This window comes from Pseudomonas sp. FG36 (assembly GCF_057809275.1).
Genome location: NZ_JBMDJQ010000009.1, coordinates 34,496 through 57,804, shown reverse-complemented (window position 1 = coordinate 57,804; position 23,309 = coordinate 34,496). Strand labels below are relative to the sequence as shown.

The 23,309-nt window shown below is 64.8% G+C and carries 20 protein-coding genes; 8 read left to right on the top strand and 12 right to left on the bottom strand.

Annotation, left to right across the window (positions count from 1 at the left end; translation table 11 throughout):
- Nucleotides 1–157: 157 nt before the first annotated feature.
- Both ACODS9_RS09505 and ACODS9_RS09500 read left to right on the top strand, forming a co-directional pair.
- Complete coding sequence (locus ACODS9_RS09505) at nucleotides 158–1,021, top strand: universal stress protein (RefSeq protein WP_111533035.1); 864 nt, start codon at nucleotides 158–160, stop codon at nucleotides 1,019–1,021.
- Nucleotides 1,022–1,102: 81 nt separating this feature from the next.
- The gene (locus ACODS9_RS09500) at nucleotides 1,103–1,969 is read left to right on the top strand and encodes a LysR family transcriptional regulator (RefSeq protein ID WP_401109324.1); all 867 of its coding nucleotides are present in this window, start codon (nucleotides 1,103–1,105) and stop codon (nucleotides 1,967–1,969) included.
- Here the strand turns inward: ACODS9_RS09500 and ACODS9_RS09495 are convergent.
- The 5 genes from ACODS9_RS09495 to ACODS9_RS09475 form a co-directional block, all read right to left on the bottom strand.
- A complete protein-coding gene (locus ACODS9_RS09495) occupies nucleotides 1,943–3,100 on the bottom strand; it encodes an HPP family protein (protein WP_401109321.1) in 1,158 nt (385 codons plus the stop codon). The genes ACODS9_RS09500 and ACODS9_RS09495 overlap by 27 nt on opposite strands.
- Nucleotides 3,101–3,338: 238 nt before the next feature.
- Complete coding sequence (locus tag ACODS9_RS09490) at nucleotides 3,339–4,658, bottom strand: sensor histidine kinase (protein WP_489093793.1); 1,320 nt, start codon at nucleotides 4,656–4,658, stop codon at nucleotides 3,339–3,341.
- The gene (locus tag ACODS9_RS09485; protein WP_102683274.1) at nucleotides 4,655–5,323 is read right to left on the bottom strand and encodes a response regulator transcription factor; all 669 of its coding nucleotides are present in this window, start codon (nucleotides 5,321–5,323) and stop codon (nucleotides 4,655–4,657) included. Before ACODS9_RS09485 ends, ACODS9_RS09490 begins: the two co-directional genes overlap by 4 nt.
- Nucleotides 5,324–5,638, bottom strand: coding sequence for a PepSY domain-containing protein (locus ACODS9_RS09480; protein WP_023632694.1), 315 nt, complete (start codon nucleotides 5,636–5,638; stop codon nucleotides 5,324–5,326).
- Nucleotides 5,638–5,946 carry a PepSY domain-containing protein gene (locus ACODS9_RS09475; RefSeq protein ID WP_401109311.1) on the bottom strand — a complete coding sequence of 103 codons (309 nt, stop codon included), beginning with the start codon at nucleotides 5,944–5,946 and terminating at the stop codon, nucleotides 5,638–5,640. The genes ACODS9_RS09480 and ACODS9_RS09475 overlap by 1 nt, the downstream gene beginning before the upstream one ends.
- Nucleotides 5,947–6,140: 194 nt before the next feature.
- Here ACODS9_RS09475 and ACODS9_RS09470 point away from each other — a divergent pair, with 194 nt between their 5' ends.
- Nucleotides 6,141–7,220, top strand: coding sequence for a patatin-like phospholipase domain-containing protein (locus tag ACODS9_RS09470; RefSeq protein ID WP_401109309.1), 1,080 nt, complete (start codon nucleotides 6,141–6,143; stop codon nucleotides 7,218–7,220).
- A gap of 53 nt (nucleotides 7,221–7,273) precedes the next feature.
- Nucleotides 7,274–7,630 carry a 6-carboxytetrahydropterin synthase QueD gene (queD, locus tag ACODS9_RS09465; protein WP_023630589.1) on the top strand — a complete coding sequence of 119 codons (357 nt, stop codon included), beginning with the start codon at nucleotides 7,274–7,276 and terminating at the stop codon, nucleotides 7,628–7,630.
- 114 nt (nucleotides 7,631–7,744) lie between these two features.
- Here queD and ACODS9_RS09460 read toward each other — a convergent pair whose 3' ends face one another.
- Complete coding sequence (locus ACODS9_RS09460) at nucleotides 7,745–8,224, bottom strand: DUF1289 domain-containing protein (protein WP_046854916.1); 480 nt, start codon at nucleotides 8,222–8,224, stop codon at nucleotides 7,745–7,747.
- 407 nt (nucleotides 8,225–8,631) lie between these two features.
- Between ACODS9_RS09460 and acnB the strand changes: the two genes are divergently transcribed.
- A complete protein-coding gene (gene acnB, locus ACODS9_RS09455; protein ID WP_367859038.1) occupies nucleotides 8,632–11,241 on the top strand; it encodes a bifunctional aconitate hydratase 2/2-methylisocitrate dehydratase in 2,610 nt (869 codons plus the stop codon).
- A gap of 122 nt (nucleotides 11,242–11,363) precedes the next feature.
- On the opposite strand, the gene prpD is transcribed toward acnB, so the two are convergent.
- The 6 genes from prpD to ACODS9_RS09425 all read right to left on the bottom strand — a co-directional run bounded on the left by prpD (nucleotide 11,364) and on the right by ACODS9_RS09425 (nucleotide 19,743).
- On the bottom strand, nucleotides 11,364–12,848 hold the full coding sequence (gene prpD, locus ACODS9_RS09450; RefSeq protein ID WP_489093792.1) for a 2-methylcitrate dehydratase: 1,485 nt from the start codon (nucleotides 12,846–12,848) through the stop codon (nucleotides 11,364–11,366).
- Nucleotides 12,849–12,916: 68 nt separating this feature from the next.
- The gene (gene prpF / locus ACODS9_RS09445; RefSeq protein WP_489093791.1) at nucleotides 12,917–14,107 is read right to left on the bottom strand and encodes a 2-methylaconitate cis-trans isomerase PrpF; all 1,191 of its coding nucleotides are present in this window, start codon (nucleotides 14,105–14,107) and stop codon (nucleotides 12,917–12,919) included.
- Nucleotides 14,108–14,171: 64 nt separating this feature from the next.
- Nucleotides 14,172–16,760, bottom strand: coding sequence for a Fe/S-dependent 2-methylisocitrate dehydratase AcnD (acnD, locus tag ACODS9_RS09440; RefSeq protein ID WP_038706439.1), 2,589 nt, complete (start codon nucleotides 16,758–16,760; stop codon nucleotides 14,172–14,174).
- Between the two features lie 156 nt (nucleotides 16,761–16,916).
- Nucleotides 16,917–18,044: a bifunctional 2-methylcitrate synthase/citrate synthase gene (prpC, locus tag ACODS9_RS09435; RefSeq protein ID WP_489093790.1), complete on the bottom strand. Its 1,128-nt coding sequence runs from the start codon at nucleotides 18,042–18,044 to the stop codon at nucleotides 16,917–16,919.
- 95 nt (nucleotides 18,045–18,139) lie between these two features.
- Nucleotides 18,140–19,030, bottom strand: coding sequence for a methylisocitrate lyase (gene prpB, locus ACODS9_RS09430; RefSeq protein WP_038706441.1), 891 nt, complete (start codon nucleotides 19,028–19,030; stop codon nucleotides 18,140–18,142).
- Nucleotides 19,027–19,743, bottom strand: coding sequence for a GntR family transcriptional regulator (locus ACODS9_RS09425; RefSeq protein ID WP_489093789.1), 717 nt, complete (start codon nucleotides 19,741–19,743; stop codon nucleotides 19,027–19,029). Before ACODS9_RS09425 ends, prpB begins: the two co-directional genes overlap by 4 nt.
- 285 nt (nucleotides 19,744–20,028) lie before the next feature.
- Here ACODS9_RS09425 and rloA point away from each other — a divergent pair, with 285 nt between their 5' ends.
- Genes rloA through ACODS9_RS09410 form a run of 3 tightly spaced genes read left to right on the top strand, consistent with a single transcriptional unit; the run spans nucleotide 20,029 to nucleotide 23,086 of the window.
- A complete protein-coding gene (gene rloA / locus ACODS9_RS09420) occupies nucleotides 20,029–20,565 on the top strand; it encodes a retropepsin-like aspartic peptidase RloA (protein ID WP_023629916.1) in 537 nt (178 codons plus the stop codon).
- A gap of 5 nt (nucleotides 20,566–20,570) precedes the next feature.
- On the top strand, nucleotides 20,571–22,106 hold the full coding sequence (gene rloB / locus ACODS9_RS09415; protein WP_046854910.1) for an osmotic stress tolerance membrane protein RloB: 1,536 nt from the start codon (nucleotides 20,571–20,573) through the stop codon (nucleotides 22,104–22,106).
- A complete protein-coding gene (locus ACODS9_RS09410; RefSeq protein WP_038706442.1) occupies nucleotides 22,106–23,086 on the top strand; it encodes an alpha-L-glutamate ligase-like protein in 981 nt (326 codons plus the stop codon). The genes rloB and ACODS9_RS09410 overlap by 1 nt, the downstream gene beginning before the upstream one ends.
- Nucleotides 23,087–23,309 lie beyond the last annotated feature (223 nt).

Here is a 23,309-nt window from a genome sequence, read left to right as displayed (position 1 = left end):
GGTACTCACAATCGCAGGGGACATCGGCGGGACCGGCGATTATACCGGCGGCGCTGGCGAGCGCCAGTGACTATGCTTGATGCAGGTCAACCGGCGGCAGCCGCCGCGCCGTCTATAGTCAGGCATTGGTCGCCATCCGCGAAAGGAGTTCACGCCCATGCAAGCCGTGCGCAGCATCCTCGTCGTCCTCGACCCCGAGCACGCCCATAGCCGGGCCCTGACCCGGGCCAAACTGATTGCCGGGGTGACCGGTGCGCGCCTGCACCTGCTGATGTGCGACAAGAAGCAGGACCACAGCGCGCTGTTGAGCCTGCTAAGCAGCCAGTTGCATGACGATGGCTACGACAATGTCACCCATGAACAGAAGTGGAAGGACAGCCTGCACCAGTCGATCATCCATGTGCAGCAAGCGGAAGGCTGTGAACTGGTGATCAAGGAGCACCGCCCGGACAATCCCCTGCGCAAGGCACTGCTGACCCCCAGTGACTGGAAGCTGCTGCGCGAGTGCCCCTGCGCGGTGCTGATGGTCAAGAGCGAACGCCCCTGGACCGGCGGCGTGATCCTGGCGGCGGTGGATGTGGGCAACCAGGACGAGGCCCATCGCCTGTTGCATGCCAGCATCATCGATCACGGCTATGACATCGCCAGCCTGGCCAAAGGCCAACTGCACGTGATCAGCGCCCATCCATCGCCGATGCTGTCGGCTTCCGACCCGGTCTACCAGCTCACGGAGACCATCGAGAAACGCTATCGCGAGGCGTGCACGGCGTTCCAGGCGGAATTCGACATTACCGATGACAGGCTGCATATCGCCGAAGGGCCGGCCGACGTACTGATCCCCTATACCGAGAAGAAACTCGACGCGGTGGTGACCATCGTCGGTACCGTGGCCCGCACCGGTATCTCCGGGGCGCTGATCGGCAACACGGCGGAAGTGGTCCTGGATGCGCTGGAAGGTGATGTGCTGGTGCTCAAGAGCGAAGAGGCCACGGCACATCTGGCTGAGCTGGCGCGTGGCTGAACTGGCACGTGGCTGAACCAGCGCCCCAAACAGGTGCAATGGCTCTAGAATAGGCGCCTCTCCAGCCACAGAAGCAGCACCATGGACATCGATCAGGCCCGCACCTTCCTGGAAATCGTCCGCTGCGGCAGCCTGGTCGCCGCCGCCGAACGCCTGTTCGTCTCACAGACGGCGATTAGTGCCCGCGTGCAGCGCCTGGAGCAGCAACTGGGCTGCCAGCTGTTCGTGCGCAGCCGCAACGGCGCCAGCCTGACCACCGATGGCGAGGCGTTCGTCAGCTATGCCAACCAGCTGGTGCAGACCTGGGAAGCGGCGCGCCGTGACCTGCCGCTGCCCCAGGGCTGCCAGCAGGTGCTGCATGTGGGCGCCGAGGTGAGCCTGGGCAACCCGATGCTGCTCGATTGGGTCAGCGCCCTGCACCAGGAACTGCCCAGCCATGCCATCCGCAGCGAGGTCAGCGATGGCGAAGCGCTGCTGCGCAAGGTGGAGATGGGCTTGCTCGACGCCGCGTTGGTCTACCAGCCGACCTATGGCCCCGGCCTGCAGGTCGAACAGTTGATGGAAGAGAAGCTAATCCGCGTGCGCCGGGTCGATGCGCCCGATCCCTACATCTACATCGACTGGGGCGAAGCGTTCCGCCGCCAGCATGACGCCGCCCTGCCCGACCTGTCGCGCCCGGCCCTGAGCTTCAACCTCGGGCCCCTGGCCCTGCAGTTCATTCTCGAGCACGGCGGCAGCGGCTATTTTCGCACCCGGGTGGTCCAGGCCTACCTGCAAAGCGGGGTGTTCGAGCGCGTGCCCCAGGCGCCGGAATTCACCTACCCGACCTTCCTGGTGCATGCCCGCGAACGCGACAGCGACGCGTTGCAGCAGGCCTTTAGCGTGTTGCACCGGCTGGTGGCCGCTGGCGAAAGCGACTGGTCACAGCGCTGGGACCCGGTGATCTGAGCCCTGCGCCGCGGCAGTGAGCAGGTGCCGCTTGAGGCCGGCGATCAGGTCGGTCTGGGTGATCACCCCCACCAGCTTTTCGTCGTCGAGCACCGGCAGGCAGTGCAGCCCCTGTTCACTGAGCAACGGCAACAGGCGCTCCAGCGGATGCTGGCTGCCGACACTGACCACCCGCCGGCTCATCACCTGCTCCAGGCGCACCACCTTGCGCCGGAACAGGCCCCGCCAGCTGAAACGCCCACGGGCCATGGCCGGGCCGACCAGGTCGCTGAGGCTGACGATCCCCACCAGGCGTCCCTCTTCCAGTACCGGCAGGGTCTTGAGGTGATGGCCGGACAACAGCTTCCAGGCCTGTTCGAGGGTGGTGCGCGGCGTTGCCCACTGCACGTCGCGGGACATCACCGAGCTGGCGGTGATGCCGCCCAGGCTGCGGTGCAGGGCGTGCTGCTCGGTGGCCAGGATGATCCGCTCCAGCTCGTCACGGGTGACATCGACGAACTCGCCGATCTCCTCCAGGGCCTGATCCAGGTCCCCGGCGCTGATACCGACCCGCTCGCCCGGCAGCGGGTCGTGGGTGTGGTGCAAGTCGCGGCGCGGGATCGCGCCCTTGGGGTAGCGCACGCCGGTCAGACGGTTGTAGAGCACGGCCACACCTACCAGGATCAGCGCATTGAGCAATACCGGCTCGAGCAGGTGGTCACCCATGGCCACCAGCCCCGGATCGGCCAGCACCGCGCTGGCCGCCACGCCGCCACCGGGCGGGTGCAGACAGCGCAGCAGGCACATTGCCAGGATGGCGATGCCCAACGCCGCCGCCGCGACCCACAGCCCATCGCCGAAGACGTGGCGCATGGCCAGGCCTACGACAGCCGCCAGCGCGTAGCTGCCCAGCACGGGCCAGGGTTGGGCCAACGGACCGGAGTGCACGGCGAACACCAGCACCGCCGAGGCTGCGAGCGGGCCCAGCAGATGCAGGGCGATCGATGGCCCATAGGCCAGGCTGCAAAGATAACCGGCGAGAAACAGGCCGAGCAGCGCGCCAAGACCTGCACGCAACCATTCTCGGGGAGGGATGTTCAGCGGCGCCGGGAGCAGGCGCTGCAAGCGGGATTCGGGACGCGAGGCAGACATCGAGGTGACTTGATCGTGTTCTTCTGATGGTAAAAAGAAAGCCCAGCGCGACCGGCCTGGGCCCTGTGTTGCGCAATGCAGTGGCGCAAGGGGCTCCGTCCTTGGAGAGATGGAAACCGCAAGGTTTCGTGGCCGGCATTGTGCCGGGCGCAAGTGGCGCTGGGCCAATTCAAAAAACTGCGGCTGTACTGCAATTTTTTTGCAGGCTTGATCTGGTCCCCAGCAGGAGCGGCTTGATTCAGCGGACCTTGCGGGGCAGCTCGATACTCACTCGCAATCCGCCCAGCGGGCTTTCCAGCAGTGCGATGCGCCCACCCCAGGCCTCGACGATGTCGCGCACGATGCCCAGCCCCAGGCCATGGCCATCGACCTGCTCGTCCAGCCGCGAGCCGCGCTCGAGCACTTGCAGGCGTTGCGCCTCAGGGATGCCCGGGCCATCGTCATCGACCCACAGCTGGTAACCCTCGGTGGTTGGCGCGATGCCCAGGCGCACCTCGCTGTCGGCCCATTTGCAGGCGTTGTCCAGCAGGTTGCCGAGCAGCTCCAGCAAATCCTCGCGGTCCCAGGGCAGCAACAAGCCTGGAGGCACGTCGCGCTCGAGCAGCAGGCCTTCGCCATGGATCATCCCCAGCGTCGCCAGCAGCCCGGGCAGTTCGGCATCACAGTCGAACTGCGCGCCGGGCAAGGCATCGCCGGCCAGGCGCGCGCGGTTGAGTTCGCGAGCCAGGCGTTGTTGGATCTGCTCCAGTTGCTCACGCATCTGCGCGCGCACCTCGGGCAACGCCTGCAGGCGTTCGCTGGCAGCCAGGCTGACAAGCACCGCCAGCGGCGTCTTCAAGGCATGACCGAGGTTGCCCAGGGCATTGCGCGAACGGCGCAGGCTGTCTTCGGTATGGGTCAGCAGGTGGTTGATCTGGTCCACCAGCGGTTGCAGTTCGCTTGGGACCTCGGCGTCCAGTTGCGAACGCTGGCCCTGCTGCAACTGGGCGATTTGCTGGCGCGCCCGCTCCAGCGGGCGCAACGAGCGGGTGACGGTGAGGCGCTGCAGCACCAGGACCAATATCAACGCCACCAGCCCCAGGCCCAGGCCGATCTGCTGCATGCGTCGAAAGCCCTCGCGCACCGGTGAGTAGTCCTGGGCCACACTGATCGAGATGTCCTGGCCGAGCCGCCGGTAGTCCCCACGATAGGCCAGCAGTTGCTGGCCCTCAGGGCCTAGTTCGTGACCGTCGTCCAGGCCGGGCTTGCCGGGCTTGGGCATGTCCATGTCCCATAACGAACGGGAGCGCCAGGTACCCTGGTCGAAATCGATGCGGAAGTAGTAGCCCGAGAACGGCTGCTGGTAGGCTGCCGACAGCCGTCGCTCGTCCAACTGCAGGCCGGACGGGCCACGCACCAGCGCCACCAGCAGGTTTTCGCTTTCCTTGCGCAGGCCAGCTTCCAGGTAGCGCTGCAGGCCCGCCTCGAACAGCCACAAGGTCAACTGCGCCAGGGCCAGCCCAACCACTACCAGTACCGCCACCAGGCCCAGGCTCAGGCGCGCCTGGATCGACTTCACGCGGCGCTCCCGGCATACACGTAGCCCTGGCCGCGGCGGGTCTCGATCACGCTGCGCCCGAGTTTGCGCCGCAGGTGGTTGACGTGCACTTCCAGCACATTGGAATCACGCTCGGTTTCCCCGTCGTAAAGGTGCTCGGCCAGGTGGCTCTTGGACAGCACCTGCCCCGGATGCAGCATGAAATAGCGCAACAGGCGGAACTCGGCGGCGGTGAGCTGGACATCGACACCCTCACGGCTCACGCACTGGCGCGACTCGTCCAGGTGCAGGCCGGCCGCTTCCAGTTTCGGCTGGTTGGCCAGCCCCTTGGCCCGGCGCAACAGGGCCTGGATGCGCAGTTGCAGCTCCTCGGGGTGGAAGGGCTTGCTCAGGTAGTCGTCGGCCCCGGCCTTGAGGCCCTCGATACGCTCGGCCCAGGAGCCACGGGCGGTGAGGATCAGCACCGGGGTGGCCAGGCCGCTCGCGCGCCATTGCCCCAGCACTTCGAGCCCCGGCAGCCCGGGCAGGCCCAGGTCGAGGATGATCAGGTCGTAGGGTTCGCTCTGGCCCTGGTACACCGCATCGCGGCCATCGGCCAGCCAGTCCACGGCATAACCCTGGCGCTGCAGGGTGGCGGTCAGTTCATCGGCCAGGGGGACATTGTCCTCGACAAGCAGCAGGCGCATTCAGTCGTCTTCCTCGTCTTTGAGCAGCGCGCCGGTGCGGGCGTCGAGCTTGATCTCGCGCACCACCCCCGCCGGGGTCAGCAGCTCGACCTCGTACTCGTAGCGCTCGTGCTTCTCTTCCAGTTCCGCCTCCAGCAGCCGTGCCCCGGGGTAACGCCCCAGGGCGGCTTCGAGCAATTGCTCCAGCGGCAGGATGATGCCCTTTTGCCGAAGCTCCAGGGCTTCATCCTGGTCCAGGTCGCGCGCGGCGGCCAGCGAACAGACGGTCAACAGGGCCAAGGCCAGGTAGCGTGCCGTTCGCGGTAGTGCAGGCATCAGTTGTCTCGCTCGTCCTTTAGGACTTCACCGGTCTTGGCATCCAGGGCCACGTCCCATTCGACGTTCTGGGCATCACGCAGGTCGACCTTGTAGATGTAGCGGCCGTACTCGTCCTCGAGTTCCGAGTCGGTCACGGTGGCGCCGGGATGCTTGGCCACGGCGGCGGCCTTCAGTTCATCCAGCGACTTGATGGTCTTGGCGTTCACTAGCTTGACCACTTCATCGGGCTGCACATCCTTGGCGAAGGCGGCATTGGCACCGAAAGCGAGGGTGGCGGCGGTGAACAGGGCAGTCAAAGTTTTCATGAGGTTCTCTCCAGCGAGATGTGCAATTTGTCTACGGGGTTAAGATTAACCACCGGTCCTTAACTCAACCTGAAAACAGCTGGCCGCATGATAGCGCAGCTTGCGGCCTTGTCGCGGCCACGTGGGGCGGTGATGGCATCGCCGCCTCACAATAAAGCCCTATACTGCCCGCCTGCCCTGCCCGAGACCCCGCCATGAGCGCCATCCACATCAAGTACCCCGCCCTGACCTTCAAGGCCGGCCAGCGCGCCTTGCGGCAGATTCGCGAGCGCGGCCTGCTGGCCGCCGATGTCGGCGTGCTGCCGGGCGCCGCCGGTGGCCCCAAACCCTTGGGAATCCAGGGCCTGGACCTGGCCCTGTTCGGTGAATGGCTGCCGACCGCACCACGGCAACGAGCATTGATCGGCGCCTCGATCGGCTCCTGGCGTTTCGCCAGTGCCTGCCTCGACGACCCGGTGGCCGGCATCCGCCGCCTGGGCGAGCTGTATACCGAGCAGGATTTCGCCAAGGGCGTGACCCCCAGGGAAATCAGCCAGAGCTGCCAACGCATGCTCGACGACCTGCTGCAGGGCCGTGATGGGCAGATCCTCGCCAACCCGCACTATCGCCTGAACATCCTGGTGGTGAAGAGCCACGGCCAGCTCGCCCACGACCACCGTGGCCGCCTGGGTGTGGGGCTGGGCTCGGTGATCGCCAGCAACCTGCTGGGCCGCTCGCACCTGGCCCGGCACTTCGAGCGGGTGATCCTGCACGATGAACGTGCCGCGCCACCGCTGGAGGCGCTCACCGACTTCCCCTCGCGCAGCCTGCCGCTGGACCTGGCCAACCTGCGCCACGCCCTGCTCGCCTCGGGTTCGATCCCGATGGTCATGGAGGGTGTACGCGACATCCCCGGCGCGGGAGCCGGCACCTACCGCGACGGCGGGTTGCTCGACTACCATCTGGACCTGCCCTACCGCGGCGACGACCTGGTGCTCTATCCGCACTTCACCGACAAGGTGGTGCCCGGTTGGTTCGACAAGGCCCTGCCCTGGCGCAAGGGCGATGCCACGCGCCTGCAGAACGTACTGCTGATGACCCCGTCGCCGCAGTACCTGGCCACCCTGCCCTACGGCAAGTTGCCGGATCGCAACGACTTCAAGCGTTTCATGGGCGATGCGCCGAGCCGCAAGCGTTACTGGTACAAAGCCATCGCCGAAAGCCGGCGCCTGGGCGACGAACTGTTGGAGCTGATCGCCACCGGGCGGTTGCAGGATCGGTTGCAAGCCTTGTAGCGGGCATGCTGGTAGACTGCGCGCATCGTTGATTCACACAGAGTTATGCCAGCGTGGAAATCTTTAAGGAATTTACCTTCGAATCGGCTCACCGCCTGCCCAACGTCCCTGCCGGCCACAAGTGCGGCCGCCTGCATGGCCATTCGTTCAAGGTCGCCCTGCACCTGACCGGCCCGCTCGATCCGCACACCGGCTGGATCCGCGACTTCTCCGAGATCAAGGCGATCTTCAAGCCGATCTACGAGCAGCTGGACCACAACTACCTGAACGACATTCCGGGCCTGGAAAACCCCACCAGCGAAGTGATCGCCAAGTGGATCTGGGATCAGGTCAAGCCGCTGCTGCCGGAACTGTCGAAGGTGCGCATCCACGAGACCTGCACCAGCGGCTGCGAGTACACCGGCGACTGATCGAGCATCTGCATGGGCCCTATCGCTGGCAAGCCAGCTCCCACAGGTCTTGCGCACGTTCTTAAGACAGCGCGGAACCTGTGGGAGCTGGCTTGCCAGCGATGAGGGCAACGCTTATTTCTGATCCGCCGCCAAAGCATCACGCAAGAAGCTCGGGGCGATATAGCGCTGGTAATGCGCCTCGGAAAGCAAAAAGAATTCCCGATCAATGGCGTCGCGCAGTTGTGGCAGCTCCCAGTCGCGGAACTCCGGCAGCAAGGCCATCCCGTAGGCCTCCAGGTCGCGAATCATCCGCGCCCCGCGGGCGATCAGCTGGTAGGCCCAGCAATATTCCGACTGCTGTGCCACATAGCGGATCGAGCGCTGTTCGAGCTGCTCGCGCAAGCGCGCCTTGTCGAACACTTCCAGCTTGGCCATCATCACCTGCACCAGCAGTTGCTCCAGGCGCAGCCACACGGCGCGCTTCTGCTCGTCGTCGTAGCCGTTCCAGTGGATCACTTCGTGGTGAAAGCGCTTGCAGCCGCGGCAAACCAGGTCTCCGTAGACGGTGGAGCAGAGGCCGACGCAAGGCGTCTTGATGGATTGGTTGGACATGTAAAAACAACGGCTTGGCGGTGGAACACGGCCCCATGTTAGCCCTTTGTCTAACCAGGGTCACCCGTTAAAGTCTTCTTCGCCGCCTTACTTTCGGCTAATTTTTGCCGTAGAATCACTCCGCCTTTTCAAGGCAACCATGTCCGTTGGAAGCTGTTTTCAAAGCGTCACGAGCACAGTTCATCCGGTAGAACGGCGTTGGCCCTGTCCATGCGAGCGCATGGCCACGGCCAACCCCTCATCAGCCTTCCGTTCTACAGGCGTAAAACTTTGAAAACAGCTTCTGTAAGGATTCTCTGCGACCCTGGCTTGCCGGCTCAAAAAGCCGTCTTCAGCGCATGGGTGCAGAAGAATGCTGGATGAGCGTCCCGGACTCCCTTTAGGGACCACTGATGAGGGTAATAACTGTGCTTGAAGCCTACCGCAAACATATCGAAGAGCGTGCCGCTCTGGGTATCGTGCCCCAGCCGCTGAACGCCGAACAAACTGCAGGCCTGGTCGAGCTGCTGAAAAACCCGCCGGCCGGCGAAGAAGCCTTCCTCGTAGACCTGATCACCAACCGCGTTCCGCCAGGAGTCGACGAAGCCGCCTACGTCAAGGCCGCTTTCCTCTCCGCTGTCGCCAAGGGTGAAGCCAAGTCGCCGCTGATCGACCGCAAGCACGCCACCGAGCTGCTGGGTACCATGCAGGGCGGCTACAACATCGAAACGCTGGTCGCGCTGCTGGACGACGCCGAACTGGGCGCCGTCGCGGCCGAACAGCTCAAGCACACCCTGCTGATGTTCGATGCCTTCCACGACGTGGCCGAAAAAGCCAAGGCGGGCAATGCCCACGCCAAGGCCGTGCTGGAATCCTGGGCTGCCGGCGAGTGGTTCACCTCGCGCCCGGCGATCGCCGACAAGTACACCCTGACCGTGTTTAAGGTGCCTGGCGAAACCAACACCGACGACCTGTCGCCTGCCCCGGACGCCTGGTCGCGCCCTGACATCCCGCTGCACGCCCTGGCCATGCTGAAGATGGCCCGCGACGGTATCGAGCCTTCGCAGCCTGGTTCGGTCGGCCCGCTGGCGCAGATCGAAGCGGTCAAGGCCAAGGGCTTCCCGGTCGCCTACGTCGGTGACGTGGTCGGTACCGGTTCCTCGCGTAAATCGGCCACCAACTCGGTGCTGTGGTTCTTCGGCGACGACATCCCGTATGTACCGAACAAGCGCGCCGGTGGTTTCTGCTTCGGCACCAAGATCGCTCCGATCTTCTACAACACCATGGAAGACGCCGGCGCCCTGCCGATCGAGTTCGACTGCACCAACCTGGGCATGGGCGACGTCATCGACGTCTACCCGTTCAAAGGTGAAGTGCGCCGCCACGACAGCGACGAACTGGTCACCAGCTTCGAGCTGAAGACCGAAGTGCTGCTGGACGAAGTCCGCGCTGGCGGCCGTATCCCGCTGATCGTCGGCCGTGGCCTGACCGAGAAAGCCCGTGCCGAGCTGGGCCTGGCCCCATCGGACCTGTTCAAGAAGCCAGAGCAACCAGCCGCTTCGACCAAGGGCTTCACCCTGGCGCAGAAGATGGTCGGCCGCGCCTGCGGTCTGCCGGAAGGCCAGGGCGTGCGCCCAGGTGCCTACTGCGAGCCGAAGATGACCACCGTCGGCTCCCAGGACACCACTGGCCCGATGACCCGCGACGAGCTGAAAGACCTGGCGTGCCTGGGCTTCTCCGCCGACCTGGTAATGCAGTCGTTCTGCCACACCGCGGCCTATCCGAAGCCGATCGACGTCACCACCCACCACACCCTGCCAGACTTCATCCGCACCCGTGGCGGCGTGTCGCTGCGCCCGGGCGATGGCATCATCCACAGCTGGCTGAACCGCATGCTGATGCCTGACACCGTCGGCACCGGTGGCGACTCGCACACCCGCTTCCCGATCGGCATCTCGTTCCCGGCAGGCTCGGGCCTGGTGGCCTTCGCCGCCGCCACCGGCGTCATGCCGCTGGACATGCCAGAGTCGATCCTGGTGCGCTTCAAGGGCAAGCTGCAGCCTGGCATCACCCTGCGTGACCTGGTCCATGCCATCCCTTACTACGCCATCCAGAAAGGCCTGCTGACCGTCGAGAAGAAAGGCAAGAAGAACGCCTTCTCCGGCCGCATCCTGGAGATCGAAGGCCTCAACGACCTGACCGTCGAGCAAGCCTTCGAGCTGTCCGACGCCTCGGCCGAACGCTCCGCCGCCGGTTGCACCATCAAGCTGCCGGAAAAGGCCATCGCCGAGTACCTGCAGTCCAACATCACCCTGCTGCGCTGGATGATCGGCGAAGGCTACGGCGATGCCCGCACCCTGGAGCGCCGCGCCCAGGCCATGGAAGCCTGGCTGGCCAAGCCTGAGCTGCTGTCGGCCGACGCCGATGCCGAGTACGCCGAAATCATCGAAATCGACCTGGCCGACGTCAAGGAGCCTGTGCTCTGCGCGCCGAACGACCCGGACGACGCCCGCCTGCTGTCCTCGGTACAAGGCGAGAAGATCGACGAAGTGTTCATCGGTTCGTGCATGACCAACATTGGTCACTTCCGCGCTGCCGGCAAGCTGCTGGACAAGGTCAAGGGCGGTATCCCGACCCGTCTGTGGCTGGCCCCGCCAACCAAGATGGACGCTCACCAGCTGACCGAAGAAGGCTACTACGGCATCTACGGCAAGGCTGGCGCGCGCATGGAAATGCCTGGCTGCTCGCTGTGCATGGGTAACCAGGCACGTGTGCAGACCGGTTCGACCGTGGTCTCCACCTCGACCCGTAACTTCCCGAACCGTCTGGGTGACGCCACCAACGTGTACCTGGCCTCGGCCGAGCTGGCTGCTGTCGCTTCGATCATCGGCAAGCTGCCGACCGTTGAAGAGTACATGCAGTACGCCAAGGACATCGACAGCATGGCTGCCGACGTCTACCGCTACCTGAGCTTCGACCAGATCGCCGAGTTCCGCGAAGCCGCGGCCAACGCCAAGATCCCGGTGGTTCAGGCGTAAGCAGCTGCAAGTGGTAAGTTACAAGCGGTAAGAAGAAGCCCCGGTAGAGATACCGGGGCTTTTTTGTTAGAGCCGCCGGCCTCATCGCTGGCAAGCCAGCGATGAGGCCGGAACAGGCAACTTCAGATCACGAACAGATCGACGAACCTGTGCACCGGCATGGCCTCCAGCGCCTGCTGATCCTTGCACACAGCCAAGATTTGCTCGCACCGCTGCCGCGCAAATCGCGTCGCCAGGTTCTCCCTGAACTTCGCCTCCAGCAAAGGCATCCCCTCCTCCCGCCGGCGCCGATGCCCGATCGGGTACTCCACCACCACCTGTGGCGTGTGCGAGCCATCCTTGAAGAACACCTGCACACCATTGGCAATGGAGCGCTTGTCGGCCTCCAGATACTCGCGGCTGAAGCGCGGCTCCTCGACGATCACCATTTTCTCGCGCAAGCGGTCGATGCTCGGGTGCGCGGCATGGAAGGCATCTTCGTAATGCTCGGCCACCAGATCACCGAAAATCAACGGCACCGCCGTCATGTATTGCAGGCAGTGGTCGCGGTCCGCGGCGTTGGCCAGCGGCCCTTCCTTGGAAATGATGCGGATCGCCGATTCGTGGGTGGTGATGACGATGCGGTCTATTTCGTGCAGGCGATTGCGCACCTGCGGGTGCAGGATCACCGCAGCTTCGCAGGCGGTCTGGGCGTGGAATTCGGCAGGGAAGCTGATCTTGAACAGCACGTTTTCCATCACATAGCTGCCCAGCGGCTGCGGCAGGCGCAGTTCACGCTGCGCCTCGGGCTTGAGCGCCAGGTCCTTGTTGGTGTGGCTGAACGACACGTCGTAGAACCCCCACTGCCTGGCGGTCAGCGCACCGGGCACACCCATCTCGCCTCGCAGCGCGATATCGGCCAGGCGCACGCCACGACTGGAGGCATCCCCCGCCGCCCACGACTTGCGCGACCCGGCATTGGGCGCATGACGGTAGGTGCGCAGGGCCTGGCCATCGACGAAGGCGTGAGAGAGTGCTGACAGCAATTGTTCGCGGCTGGCGCCCATGAGCTTGGCACACACTGCTGTCGAGGCGACCTTGACCAACAGCACATGGTCCAGGCCAACCCGGTTGAAGGAGTTCTCCAGCGCCAGCACGCCCTGGATCTCGTGGGCCATGACCATGGCATCGAGCACCTCGCGCATGGCCAGGGGCGCCTCGCCATTGGCCACGTGCTTTTGCGACAGGTGATCGGTGACCGCCAGGATGCCACCGAGGTTGTCCGAGGGATGGCCCCACTCCGCCGCCAACCAGGTGTCGTTGTAGTCCAGCCAGCGAACGATGCAGCCGATGTCCCAGGCCGCCTTGACCGGGTCGAGGCGATAGCTGGTGCCCGGCACGCGGGCGCCATGGGGGACGATCGTGCCTTCGACCAACGGGCCAAGATGCTTGGTGCATTCGGGGAAGCGCAGGGCCAGCAGGCCGCAGCCCAGGGTGTCCATCAGGCAGTGGCGGGCGGTGTTCAGCGCCTCGGAGGATGTGACGCGGTAGCCGAGCACATAGTCGGCGAGGGTCTGCAGGACCTGATCGTAGTCGGGGCGGGTGTTGAGGTCTACGTTTGCGCTCATTCGTGGCTCCTTGATAACAGGGGCCGCAAAGCGGCCCCGCTCAACGAATGCCGAGCACTACTGATGCCTTAGAAACTATCACCGGGCACGCGTACCCAGCCCTCCATCAGCACCCGAGCGCTTCGGCTCATGATTGCCTTGGTCACGGTCCATTGCCCGTCCACCTGACGCGCCTCGGCCCCGACCCGTAGTGTCCCGGACGGATGGCCGAAACGCACGGCACTTCGTTCCCCGCCACCGGCAGCCAGGTTGACCAGCGTCCCGGGAATCGCCGCGGCGGTACCGATGGCCACCGCTGCGGTGCCCATCATCGCGTGGTGCAGCTTGCCCATCGACAGTGCACGCACCAGCAAGTCGATCTCTTCGGCAGGCACGGCTTTGCCACTGGAGGCAGTGTAGGTGCTCGGCGCCGCGACGAAGGCGACTTTCGGCGTGTGCTGGCGCCCGGCGGCCTGATCGATATGTTCGATCAGCCCCATGCGCACGGCACCATGGGCACGGATGGTCTCGAAACGCTGCAACGCGGCGGCATCGCCGTTGATGGCGTCCTGCAACTCGCTACCGGTATAGCCGATATCGGCGGCATTGACGAAGATGGTCGGGATACCGGCATTGATCAGGGTGGCCTTGAAGGTACCGACGCCCGGCACCTCGAGGTCGTCGACCAGGTTGCCGGTGGGGAACATCGCCCCGCCCCCGCCATCCTCGTCGGCGGCCGGGTCGAGGAACTCCAGCTGCACCTCGGCGGCCGGGAAGGTCACACCATCGAGTTCGAAATCGCCGGTTTCCTGCACCTCGCCCTCGGTGACCGGCACATGGGCGATGATGGTCTTGCCAATGTTGGCCTGCCAGATCCGCACGGTAGCGATGCCATTGCGTGGAATGCGGCTCGCATCGACCAGCCCGCCGCTGATGGCGAACGAGCCGACCGCGGCGGACAGGTTGCCGCAGTTGCCGCTCCAGTCGACGAAGGCCTTGTCGATCGAGACCTGGCCGAACAGGTATTCGACGTCGTGGTCGGGCTTGATGCTTTTCGACAGGATCACCGTCTTGCTGGTGCTGGAGGTGGCGCCACCCATGCCGTCGATCTGCTTGCCGTACGGATCGGGGCTGCCGATCACCCGTAACAGCAGGGCGTCGCGAGCCGGGCCTGGGACCTGCGCACGCTCGGGCAAGTCTTGCAGGCGGAAGAACACGCCTTTGCTGGTACCGCCACGGATGTAGGTGGCGGGAATTTTTACCTGTGGTGCATGTGCCATTGCCGTGCTTCCTGATTTTTTCATTGCGACGCAAAGACTGGGGCCGCTCAGCGGCCCCGCTTATTCAGGCCGTGCCTTCCAGGAAGTCCTGGGCAAAGCGCTGCAACACCCCACCCGCCTCATAGATCGACACCTCTTCGGCGGTATCCAGGCGGCAGGTCACCGGCACCTCGACGCGCTCGCCGTTGCGCCGCGTGACCACCAGGGTCAGCGTCGCCCGCGGCTTGCGCTCGCCCAGCACGTCATAGGTCTCGCTGCCGTCCAGGCCCAGGGTATTGCGGTCGGTGCCCGCCTTGAACTCCAGCGGCAGTACGCCCATGCCTACCAGGTTGGTACGGTGGATGCGCTCGAAGCCTTCGGCGACGATCGCCTCGACGCCCGCCAGACGCACGCCCTTGGCCGCCCAGTCACGGGACGACCCCTGGCCGTAGTCGGCACCGGCGACGATGATCAGCGGCTGCTTGCGCTGCATGTAGGTCTCGATGGCCTCCCACATGCGGGTCACCTTGCCTTCCGGCTCGATACGCGCCAACGAACCCTGCTTCACGCTGCCGTCGTCCTTGCGCACCATCTCGTTGAACAGCTTGGGGTTGGCGAAGGTGGCGCGCTGCGCGGTCAGGTGGTCGCCACGGTGGGTGGCGTAGGAGTTGAAGTCTTCCTCCGGCAGGCCCATCTTCGCCAGGTATTCACCGGCGGCGCTATCCAGCAGGATGGCGTTGGACGGCGACAGGTGGTCGGTGGTGATGTTGTCCGGCAGCACCGCCAGCGGGCGCATGCCGCGCAGGGTACGCTCACCGGCCAGGGCGCCTTCCCAGTACGGCGGGCGGCGGATGTAGGTGCTCATCGGACGCCAGTCGTACAGCGGCGCGACCTTCGGCCCCTTGTCTTCCTCGATGGCGAACATCGGGATGTACACCTGGCGGAACTGCTCGGGCTTGACCGAGGCGCGCACCACGGCGTCGATCTCTTCATCGCTCGGCCAGATATCCTTGAGGCGGATTTCCTTGCCGTCGACCACGCCCAGCACGTCCTTCTCGATGTCGAAACGGATGGTACCGGCGATGGCGTAGGCCACCACCAGCGGCGGCGAAGCGAGGAACGCCTGCTTGGCGTAGGGGTGGATACGCCCGTCGAAGTTGCGGTTGCCCGACAGCACGGCGGTGGCGTACAGGTCGCGATCGATGATCTCCTGCTGGATCACCGGGTCGAGCGCGCCGGACATGCCGTTGCAGGTGGTGCAGGCGAAGGCGACGATGCCGAAGCCCAGCTGCTCCAGTTCCTGTTCCAGGCCTGCTTCCTTCAGGTACAGCTGCACCGCCTTGGAGCCCGGCGCCAGCGACGACTTGACCCACGGCTTGCGCACCAGGCCAAGCTTGTTGGCGTTGCGGGCGATAAGGCCAGCGGCGATCACGTTGCGCGGGTTGCTGGTGTTGGTGCAGCTGGTGATCGCGGCGATGATCACCGCGCCATCCGGCATCTGCCCCGGCACTTCCTGCCATTGCCCGGCAATGCCCTTGGCCGCCAGGTCGCTGGTGGCCACGCGCGCGTGCGGGTTGGACGGGCCTGCCATGTTACGCACCACGCTCGACAGGTCGAAGCTCAGGGTGCGCTCATACTCGGCCTTGGCCAGGCTGTCGGCCCACAGGCCGGCGACCTTGGCGTAGGTTTCCACCAACTGCACCTGCTGGTCATCGCGGCCGGTCAGCTTGAGGTAGTCGATGGTCTGCTGGTCGATGGCGAACATCGCCGCGGTGGCGCCGTACTCCGGGGCCATGTTGGAGATGGTGGCACGGTCGCCCAGGGTCAGCGCGCTGGCGCCGGCACCGTGGAATTCGAGGTAGGCGCCGACCACCTTCTGCTTGCGCAGGAACTCGGTCAAGGCCAGTACCAGGTCGGTAGCGGTGATGTTCGGCGCCAGGCGCCCGGTCAGCTCGACGCCAACGATCTCCGGCAGGCGCATCCACGAGGCGCGGCCGAGCATGACGTTTTCGGCCTCCAGGCCACCGACACCGATGGCGATCACGCCCAGGGCGTCGACATGCGGCGTATGGCTGTCGGTGCCGACGCAGGTGTCGGGGTAGGCCAGACCGCGGTCGTTGTGGATCACCGGCGACATCTTCTCCAGGTTGATCTGGTGCATGATGCCGTTGCCCGGCTGGATCACGTCGACGTTCTTGAACGCCTGCTTGGTCCAGTTGATGAAGTGGAAACGGTCTTCGTTGCGGCGGTCTTCGATGGCGCGGTTCTTGTCGAACGCCTGCGGGTCGAAGCCGCCGCATTCCACGGCCAGCGAATGGTCGACGATCAGTTGCACCGGCACCACCGGATTGACCGCCGCCGGGTCGCCGCCTTTGTCGGCGATGGCGTCACGCAGCCCGGCGAGGTCGACCAGGGCGGTCTGGCCAAGGATGTCGTGGCACACCACGCGGGCCGGGAACCAGGGGAAGTCGAGGTCGCGCTTGCGCTCGATCAGTTGCTCGAGCGATGCATCGAGGGTGGCCGGATCGCAGCGGCGCACCAGGTTTTCGGCCAGTACGCGGGAGGTATACGGCAGGCCGTCGTAAGCGCCGGGCTTGATCGCCTCGACCGCGGCACGGGCGTCGAAGTAGTCCAGGGCGGTGCCTGGCAGGTTCTTGCGGAATGCGGTGTTCATATCGTTATCGGGCTCACGGTATTCGGTTTGCAGGTCAGGCCTTGGGGGTGGTGCGCACCCCATCGCCGGCAAGCCGGCTCCCACAGCAACGCGTGGACATTGTGGGAGCCGGCTTGCCGGCGAAAGGGCTGCATGGCAGCCCTAGCGGTCGTTGCCTCAGCGCTGCTCGATCGGCACGAACTGGCGCTGCTCGACGCCGACGTACTCGGCGCTCGGGCGGATGATGCGGTTGTTGGCGCGCTGCTCGAACACGTGCGCGGCCCAGCCGGTCAGGCGCGAGCAGACGAAGATCGGGGTGAACAGCTTGGTCGGGATGCCCATGAAGTGGTACGCCGAGGCATGGTAGAAGTCGGCGTTGGGGAACAGGCGCTTCTGCTCCCACATGGTCTTGTCGATGGCTTCGGAAACCGGGTACAGGACCTTGTCGCCCACCTCGTCGGCCAACTGCCTGGCCCAGCCCTTGATCACTTCGTTGCGCGGGTCGGACTCTTTGTAGATGGCATGACCGAAGCCCATGATCTTGTCCTTGCGCTCGAGCATGCGCAGCAGCTCGGCAGTGGCTTCCTGCGGGCTCTGGAAGCGCTCGATCAGCTCCATGGCCGCCTCGTTGGCACCACCGTGCAGCGGGCCGCGCAGCGAACCGATGGCGGCGGTCACGCAGGAGTACAAATCGGACAGGGTCGAGGCGCAGACCCGGGCGGTGAAGGTCGAGGCGTTGAATTCGTGCTCGGCGTAAAGGATCAGCGAGACGTTCATCACCTTGACGTGCAGCTCGCTCGGCTTCTTGCCGTGCAGCAGGTGCAGGAAGTGGCCGCCGAGGGTGTCTTCGTCGCTGCCGCAGTCGATGCGCACGCCGTGGTGGGTGTAGCGGTACCAGTAGCACATCACCGCCGGGAACAGCGCCAGCAGGCGGTCGGTCTTGTCGCGCTGGGCGTCGAAGGTCAGCTCCGGCTCCAGGGTGCCGAGCACCGAGCACCCGGTACGCATCACGTCCATCGGGTGTGCATCGCGCGGGATGCGCTCAAGCACTTCCTTCAGCGCTTGCGGCAGGTCGCGCAGGCCCTTGAGCTTGCGCTTGTAGTCGGCAAGCTCGGCCTTGCTCGGCAGCTCGCCGTAGAGCAGCAGGTAGGCCACCTCCTCGAACTCGGCGCCTGCGGCCAGGTCGCGCACGTCATAGCCGCGGTAGGTCAGGCCGGCGCCGGCCTGGCCGACGGTCGACAGCGCGGTCTGGCCGGCCACCTGGCCACGCAGGCCCGCGCCACTGAGTACTTTTGCTTCGGCCATGGTGTTTCTCCTTTCTTGAATTTGTTATCGAAGTCTTGCTGGCTAATCCTGGTGATTCGCACCGGCCCTGTCGCAGGGCCGGTACAGGCATTCGCTTACCCTTTCTTCTGCGCGAACAATGCATCGAGGCTCTGCTCGAAGGCGTGGTAGCCGATGGCATCGTAGAGCTCCATGCGGGTCTGCATGGTGTCGATCACGTTCTTCTGGGTGCCGTCGCGGCGCAGCGCGGTGTAGACGTTCTCGGCCGCCTTGTTCATGGCGCGGAAGGCCGACAGCGGATAGAGCACCAGCGACACGTCGACCGAAGCCAGTTCCTCGGTGGTGTACAGCGGCGTGGCGCCGAATTCGGTGATATTGGCCAGGATCGGCGCCTTCACCCGGTCGGCGAAGGTCTTGTACATGTGCAATTCGGTGATCGCTTCAGGGAAGATCATGTCGGCGCCGGCCTCGATGCAGGCGGCGGCACGGTCCAGGGCGGCGTTCAGACCTTCCACCGCCAGGGCGTCGGTGCGCGCCATGATCACGAAGCTGTCGTCGCTGCGGGCATCCACGGCCGCCTTGATGCGGTCGACCATCTCCTGTTGCGAGACGATCTCCTTGTTCGGGCGGTGGCCGCAGCGCTTGGCGCCGACCTGGTCCTCGATATGAATGGCGGCGGCGCCGAACTTGCTCATCGACTTGACGGTGCGGGCGACGTTGAAGGCCGAGGCGCCGAAGCCGGTGTCGACATCCACCAGCAGCGGCAGGTCGCACACATCGGTGATGCGGCGCACATCGGTGAGCACGTCGTCCAGGCCGCTGATGCCCAGGTCCGGCAGGCCCAGGGAGCCGGCGGCGACACCGCCACCGGAGAGGTAGATGGCCTTGAAACCGGCGCGCTTGGCCAGCAGGGCGTGGTTGGCGTTGATGGTCCCGACCACCTGCAGCGGATGTTCGGCGGCGACCGCGTCACGGAAACGCTGGCCGGGCGTGCTCTTCACTGTCATGACTCACCTCGTGGGCTATTGTTGTCGGCACCTTGGTAATGGCGCTCGATATTGCGTTTGGACGCGCCGATGTGGCGGCGCATCAGGAGTTCTGCAAGCTCACCGTCGCGGGCTTCGATGGCATCGAGGATACGGTGGTGCTCGGCGAAGGCCTGGCGCGGGCGGTTGGGCGTGGAGGAGAACTGGATGCGGTACATGCGCACCAGCTGGTACAGCTCGCCGCAGAGCATCTTGTACAAGGTCTGGTTGCCGCTGCCCTGGATGATCCGGTAGTGGAAGTCGTAGTCGCCTTCCTGCTGGTAGTAGCCCTGCCCGGCCTGGAACGCGGCATCGCGCTCATGGGTATCGAGCACATGGCGCAGTTCGTCGATGGCGGCCTGGCTCATGCGCTCGGCGGCCAGGCGGCAGGCCATGCCTTCGAGCGACTCACGGATTTCATACAGCTCGATCAGCTCGGCGTGGCTCAGCGATACCACCCGGGCGCCGACATGCGGCACGCGCACCAGCAGGCGCTGGCCTTCGAGACGGTGGATGGCCTCGCGCAGCGGGCCGCGGCTGATGCCGTAGGTACGCGCAAGCTCAGGCTCGGAAATCTTGCTGCCGGGGGCGATCTCGCCCTTGACGATGGCGGCCTGGATACGCCGGAAGACATGCTCCGAGAGGGTCTCGGTCTCGTCCTGCGGCACTGCCACGGCCTGGTATACATCCAGCATGATTGTCGACACCTTGCAAATCAATGACGGCAAAACTAGCTAAATAGACAGCCACAGTCAAAGACAAAAAGAATATTGTCGACAATCGTCTAATAACGAACTAACCAAGCCTCGCCGCGGTCAGATCGCGGGCGCGCTGGCGTCAAGGCACCGGCGTGATAGAATGCCGCGCTCCTTCGGGAGCATGGATAGTGTGTCTGTCATCATTTCATGCCCATGACAGATCAATGAGGACGCTTGGCCAGTCGCCTTGCCCTGAACTTTGCACAGCACCGCGCCAGGATTATGAGACTCAAACCCGCTTCATTGCTGCTCTGCCTGACCCTGCTGCCGGCACTCGCGCCCGCGGCCGAAAAGACCGTGTACGGTCTCAACGAATACGCCCGCCTGGGCGACCTTGACCTGGAAGTGGCAGCCAAGCTCGATACCGGCGCCAAGACCGCCTCGCTCAGCGCCCGCGACATCAAGCGCTTCAAGCGCAACGGCGAGAGCTGGGTGCGCTTCTACCTGGCCATCGACGCCGCGCACAAGCACCCCATCGAACGCCCCCTGGCCCGCGTCAGCAAGATCAAGCGCCGCGCCGGGGACTATGACGCCGACTCGGGCAAGGCCTACACTGCCCGTCCAGTCATCGAACTCGACATCTGCATGGGCCAGACGCGACGCACCATCGAGGTCAACCTCACCGACCGCAGCGCCTTCCAGTTCCCGCTGCTGATCGGCTCCGAGGCCCTCAAGCACTTCGGTGCGCTGGTCGACCCAAGCCTTAAATACGCGGCCGGCAAACCTGCCTGTGCCACCGAAGCTCCCAAAGCAGAGTAATTCCGATGCGCTCTCTTACCCTCCACCTGAAAGTCCTGATCACCGTCCTGGTGGTGCTGGGCATCGCGATCACGGCCTACCAGATCTTCGCCCTCGGCATCCCGGTGACCGAGGACGAGACCGATGACCTGTGGAACATCGACGCCAAGGTCGAGTTCGTCGCCAGCGCCAAGGACCCGGTCAAGGTGCAGATGTTCGTGCCCCCGCTGAACCGTGACTATGTGAGCCTCAACGAGAGCTTCATCTCCAACAACTACGGGGTCAGCGTCAACCGCGCCGATGGCAACCGCAAGGTGACCTGGTCGGCCCGTCGCGCCAGCGGCAACCAGACCCTCTACTACCGTCTGGTGCTGACCAAGCGCTACAGCACCGAGAAGGCCAAGATCAAGGGCCCGACCTTCCGCGACAGCCTGGCGGTCGAAGGCCCGGAGAAGATCGCCGCCGAAGCACTGATGGCACCGATCCGCCAGCACTCGGCCGACGTCGAGACCTTCGTCAGCGAGACCATCAAGCGGGTCAACAACGCCAACGACGACAACGCCAAGCTGCTGCTGGCCGGCGACAACTCGCCGCTGAAGAAAGCCCAGGTCATCGACCTGCTGCTGTCCATCGCCCACGTCCCGCTGGAGAAAGTCCACACCATCCGCCTGGTGGCCGACACCCCGCAGAGCCCTGAACTGTGGCTGCGCAGCTTCAACGGCAACGACTGGCTGTACTTCAACCCGGAGACCGGCGAGCAAGGCCTGCCCAGCGACCGCCTGCTGTGGTGGACCGGCGACGACAACCTGATCACCGTCGATGGCGGCAAGAAGGCCACCGTCACCTTCAGCATGAACAACAGCGAGATGAACGCCATCCGCCTGGCCAAGCTGACCGACGAGAACACCGACGCCGACTTCCTCGAATACTCGCTGTACGGCCTGCCGCTGCAGACCCAGCAGACCTTCATGATCATGGTGATGATCCCGATCGGCGTGCTGGTGATCCTGGTGCTGCGCAACCTGATCGGCATCCAGACCCTGGGCACCTTCACCCCGGTGCTGATCGCCCTGGCCTTCCGCGAGACGCAACTGGGCTTCGGCATCATCCTGTTCACGGTGATCACCGCCCTGGGCCTGTCGCTGCGCTCGTACCTGGAACACCTCAAGCTGCAGATGCTGCCGCGGCTGTCGGTGGTGCTGACCTTCGTCGTGGTGCTGATCGCCGCCATCAGCCTGTTCAGCCACAAGCTGGGCCTGGAGCGCGGGCTGTCGGTGGCGCTGTTCCCGATGGTGATCCTGACCATGACCATCGAACGCCTGTCGATCACCTGGGAAGAACGTGGCGGCGGCCATGCCATGAAAGTGGCCGTCGGCACCCTGTTCGCCGCCTCCATCGCGCACCTGCTGATGACCGTGCCGGAAGCCGTGTACTTCGTCTTCACCTTCCCGGCGGTGCTGCTGATCCTGGTGGGCTTCATGCTGGCGATGGGTCGCTACCGCGGCTACCGCCTGACCGAGCTCGTGCGCTTCAAGGCATTCCTGAAGAAGGCTGACGCCTGATGTTCGGCCTGATCAAGACCTGGAAAGCCCTGGAGGCCCGGGGCATCATGGGTATCAACCGGCGCAACGCGGACTACGTGTTGAAGTACAACAAGCGCCACCTGTACCCGATCGTCGACGACAAGATCATCACCAAGGAACGCGCCCTGGCGGCCGGGATCCATGTGCCGGAGATGTACGGCATCATCGAGACCGAGAAACAGATCGAGAAGCTCGACGAGATCATCGGCGGGCGCAGCGACTTCGTCATCAAGCCGGCCCAGGGCGCTGGCGGCGACGGCATCCTGGTGATCGCCGACCGCTTCGAGGACCGCTACCGCACGGTTTCGGGCAAGATCATCAGCCACGAGGAGATCGAGCACCAGATCTCCAGCATCCTTACCGGCCTGTATTCGCTGGGCGGGCACCGCGACCGCGCGCTGATCGAGTACCGGGTCACCCCGGACCAGATCTTCAAGAGCATCAGCTACGAGGGCGTGCCCGACATCCGCATCATCGTGCTGATGGGCTACCCGGTGATGGCCATGCTGCGCCTGCCGACCCGCCAGTCCGGCGGCAAGGCCAACCTGCACCAGGGCGCCATCGGCGTCGGCGTAGACCTGGCCACCGGCCTGACACTGCGCGGCACCTGGCTGAACAAGATCATCAGCAAACACCCCGACACCACCAACGCGGTCGACGGCGTGCAACTGCCGAACTGGGACGGTTTCATGAAGCTTGCCGCCAGCTGCTACGAGCTGTGCGGCCTGGGCTACATCGGTGTGGACATGGTGCTGGACCAGGACAAGGGCCCGCTGATCCTCGAGCTCAACGCCCGCCCCGGCCTGAACATCCAGATCGCCAACGACTGCGGGCTCACGCAACGCACCCACGCCATCGAGGCGCACCTGGAGATGCTGGCCAAGGAAGGTCGCAGCGAGGATGCCGAGCAACGCGTGAAGGTCTCGCAAGGCCTGTTCGGGCACGTTCATCCGCAGTGATGCTCGGGGGCTGCTCTGCAGCCCTTTGCGGTTCGTCGCCACGACAAGCCAGCTCCCACAAGGATTACACACCACCTGTGGGAGCCGGCTTGTCGTGACGACGAACCGCGGCGAATGGGTCGCATAGCGACCCCGAGGCGAGACACAACATGCGAATGTCGCTGTCGGCGCTAGGCGCATCCCCCCCACAGGTCTACAATCGCCCTCCTCGCTTTTTCATCGC

Bases quoted from the DNA above. Each gene is read 5' to 3' on its own strand.
- prpB (WP_038706441.1), bottom strand. From the start codon at position 19,030: ATGACAGTGAAGAGCACGCCCGGCCAGCGTTTCCGTGACGCGGTCGCC.
- prpD (WP_489093792.1), bottom strand. From the start codon at position 12,848: ATGAGCGCAAACGTAGACCTCAACACCCGCCCCGACTACGATCAGGTC.
- prpF (WP_489093791.1), bottom strand. From the start codon at position 14,107: ATGGCACATGCACCACAGGTAAAAATTCCCGCCACCTACATCCGTGGC.
- ACODS9_RS09425 (WP_489093789.1), bottom strand. From the start codon at position 19,743: ATGCTGGATGTATACCAGGCCGTGGCAGTGCCGCAGGACGAGACCGAG.
- ACODS9_RS09480 (WP_023632694.1), bottom strand. From the start codon at position 5,638: ATGCCTGCACTACCGCGAACGGCACGCTACCTGGCCTTGGCCCTGTTG.
- rloB (WP_046854910.1), top strand. From the start codon at position 20,571: ATGCGCTCTCTTACCCTCCACCTGAAAGTCCTGATCACCGTCCTGGTG.
- ACODS9_RS09410 (WP_038706442.1), top strand. From the start codon at position 22,106: ATGTTCGGCCTGATCAAGACCTGGAAAGCCCTGGAGGCCCGGGGCATC.
- ACODS9_RS09485 (WP_102683274.1), bottom strand. From the start codon at position 5,323: ATGCGCCTGCTGCTTGTCGAGGACAATGTCCCCCTGGCCGATGAACTG.
- acnD (WP_038706439.1), bottom strand. From the start codon at position 16,760: ATGAACACCGCATTCCGCAAGAACCTGCCAGGCACCGCCCTGGACTAC.
- ACODS9_RS09505 (WP_111533035.1), top strand. From the start codon at position 158: ATGCAAGCCGTGCGCAGCATCCTCGTCGTCCTCGACCCCGAGCACGCC.
- ACODS9_RS09495 (WP_401109321.1), bottom strand. From the start codon at position 3,100: ATGTCTGCCTCGCGTCCCGAATCCCGCTTGCAGCGCCTGCTCCCGGCG.
- ACODS9_RS09500 (WP_401109324.1), top strand. From the start codon at position 1,103: ATGGACATCGATCAGGCCCGCACCTTCCTGGAAATCGTCCGCTGCGGC.
- ACODS9_RS09475 (WP_401109311.1), bottom strand. From the start codon at position 5,946: ATGAAAACTTTGACTGCCCTGTTCACCGCCGCCACCCTCGCTTTCGGT.
- ACODS9_RS09470 (WP_401109309.1), top strand. From the start codon at position 6,141: ATGAGCGCCATCCACATCAAGTACCCCGCCCTGACCTTCAAGGCCGGC.
- prpC (WP_489093790.1), bottom strand. From the start codon at position 18,044: ATGGCCGAAGCAAAAGTACTCAGTGGCGCGGGCCTGCGTGGCCAGGTG.
- ACODS9_RS09460 (WP_046854916.1), bottom strand. From the start codon at position 8,224: ATGTCCAACCAATCCATCAAGACGCCTTGCGTCGGCCTCTGCTCCACC.
- rloA (WP_023629916.1), top strand. From the start codon at position 20,029: ATGAGACTCAAACCCGCTTCATTGCTGCTCTGCCTGACCCTGCTGCCG.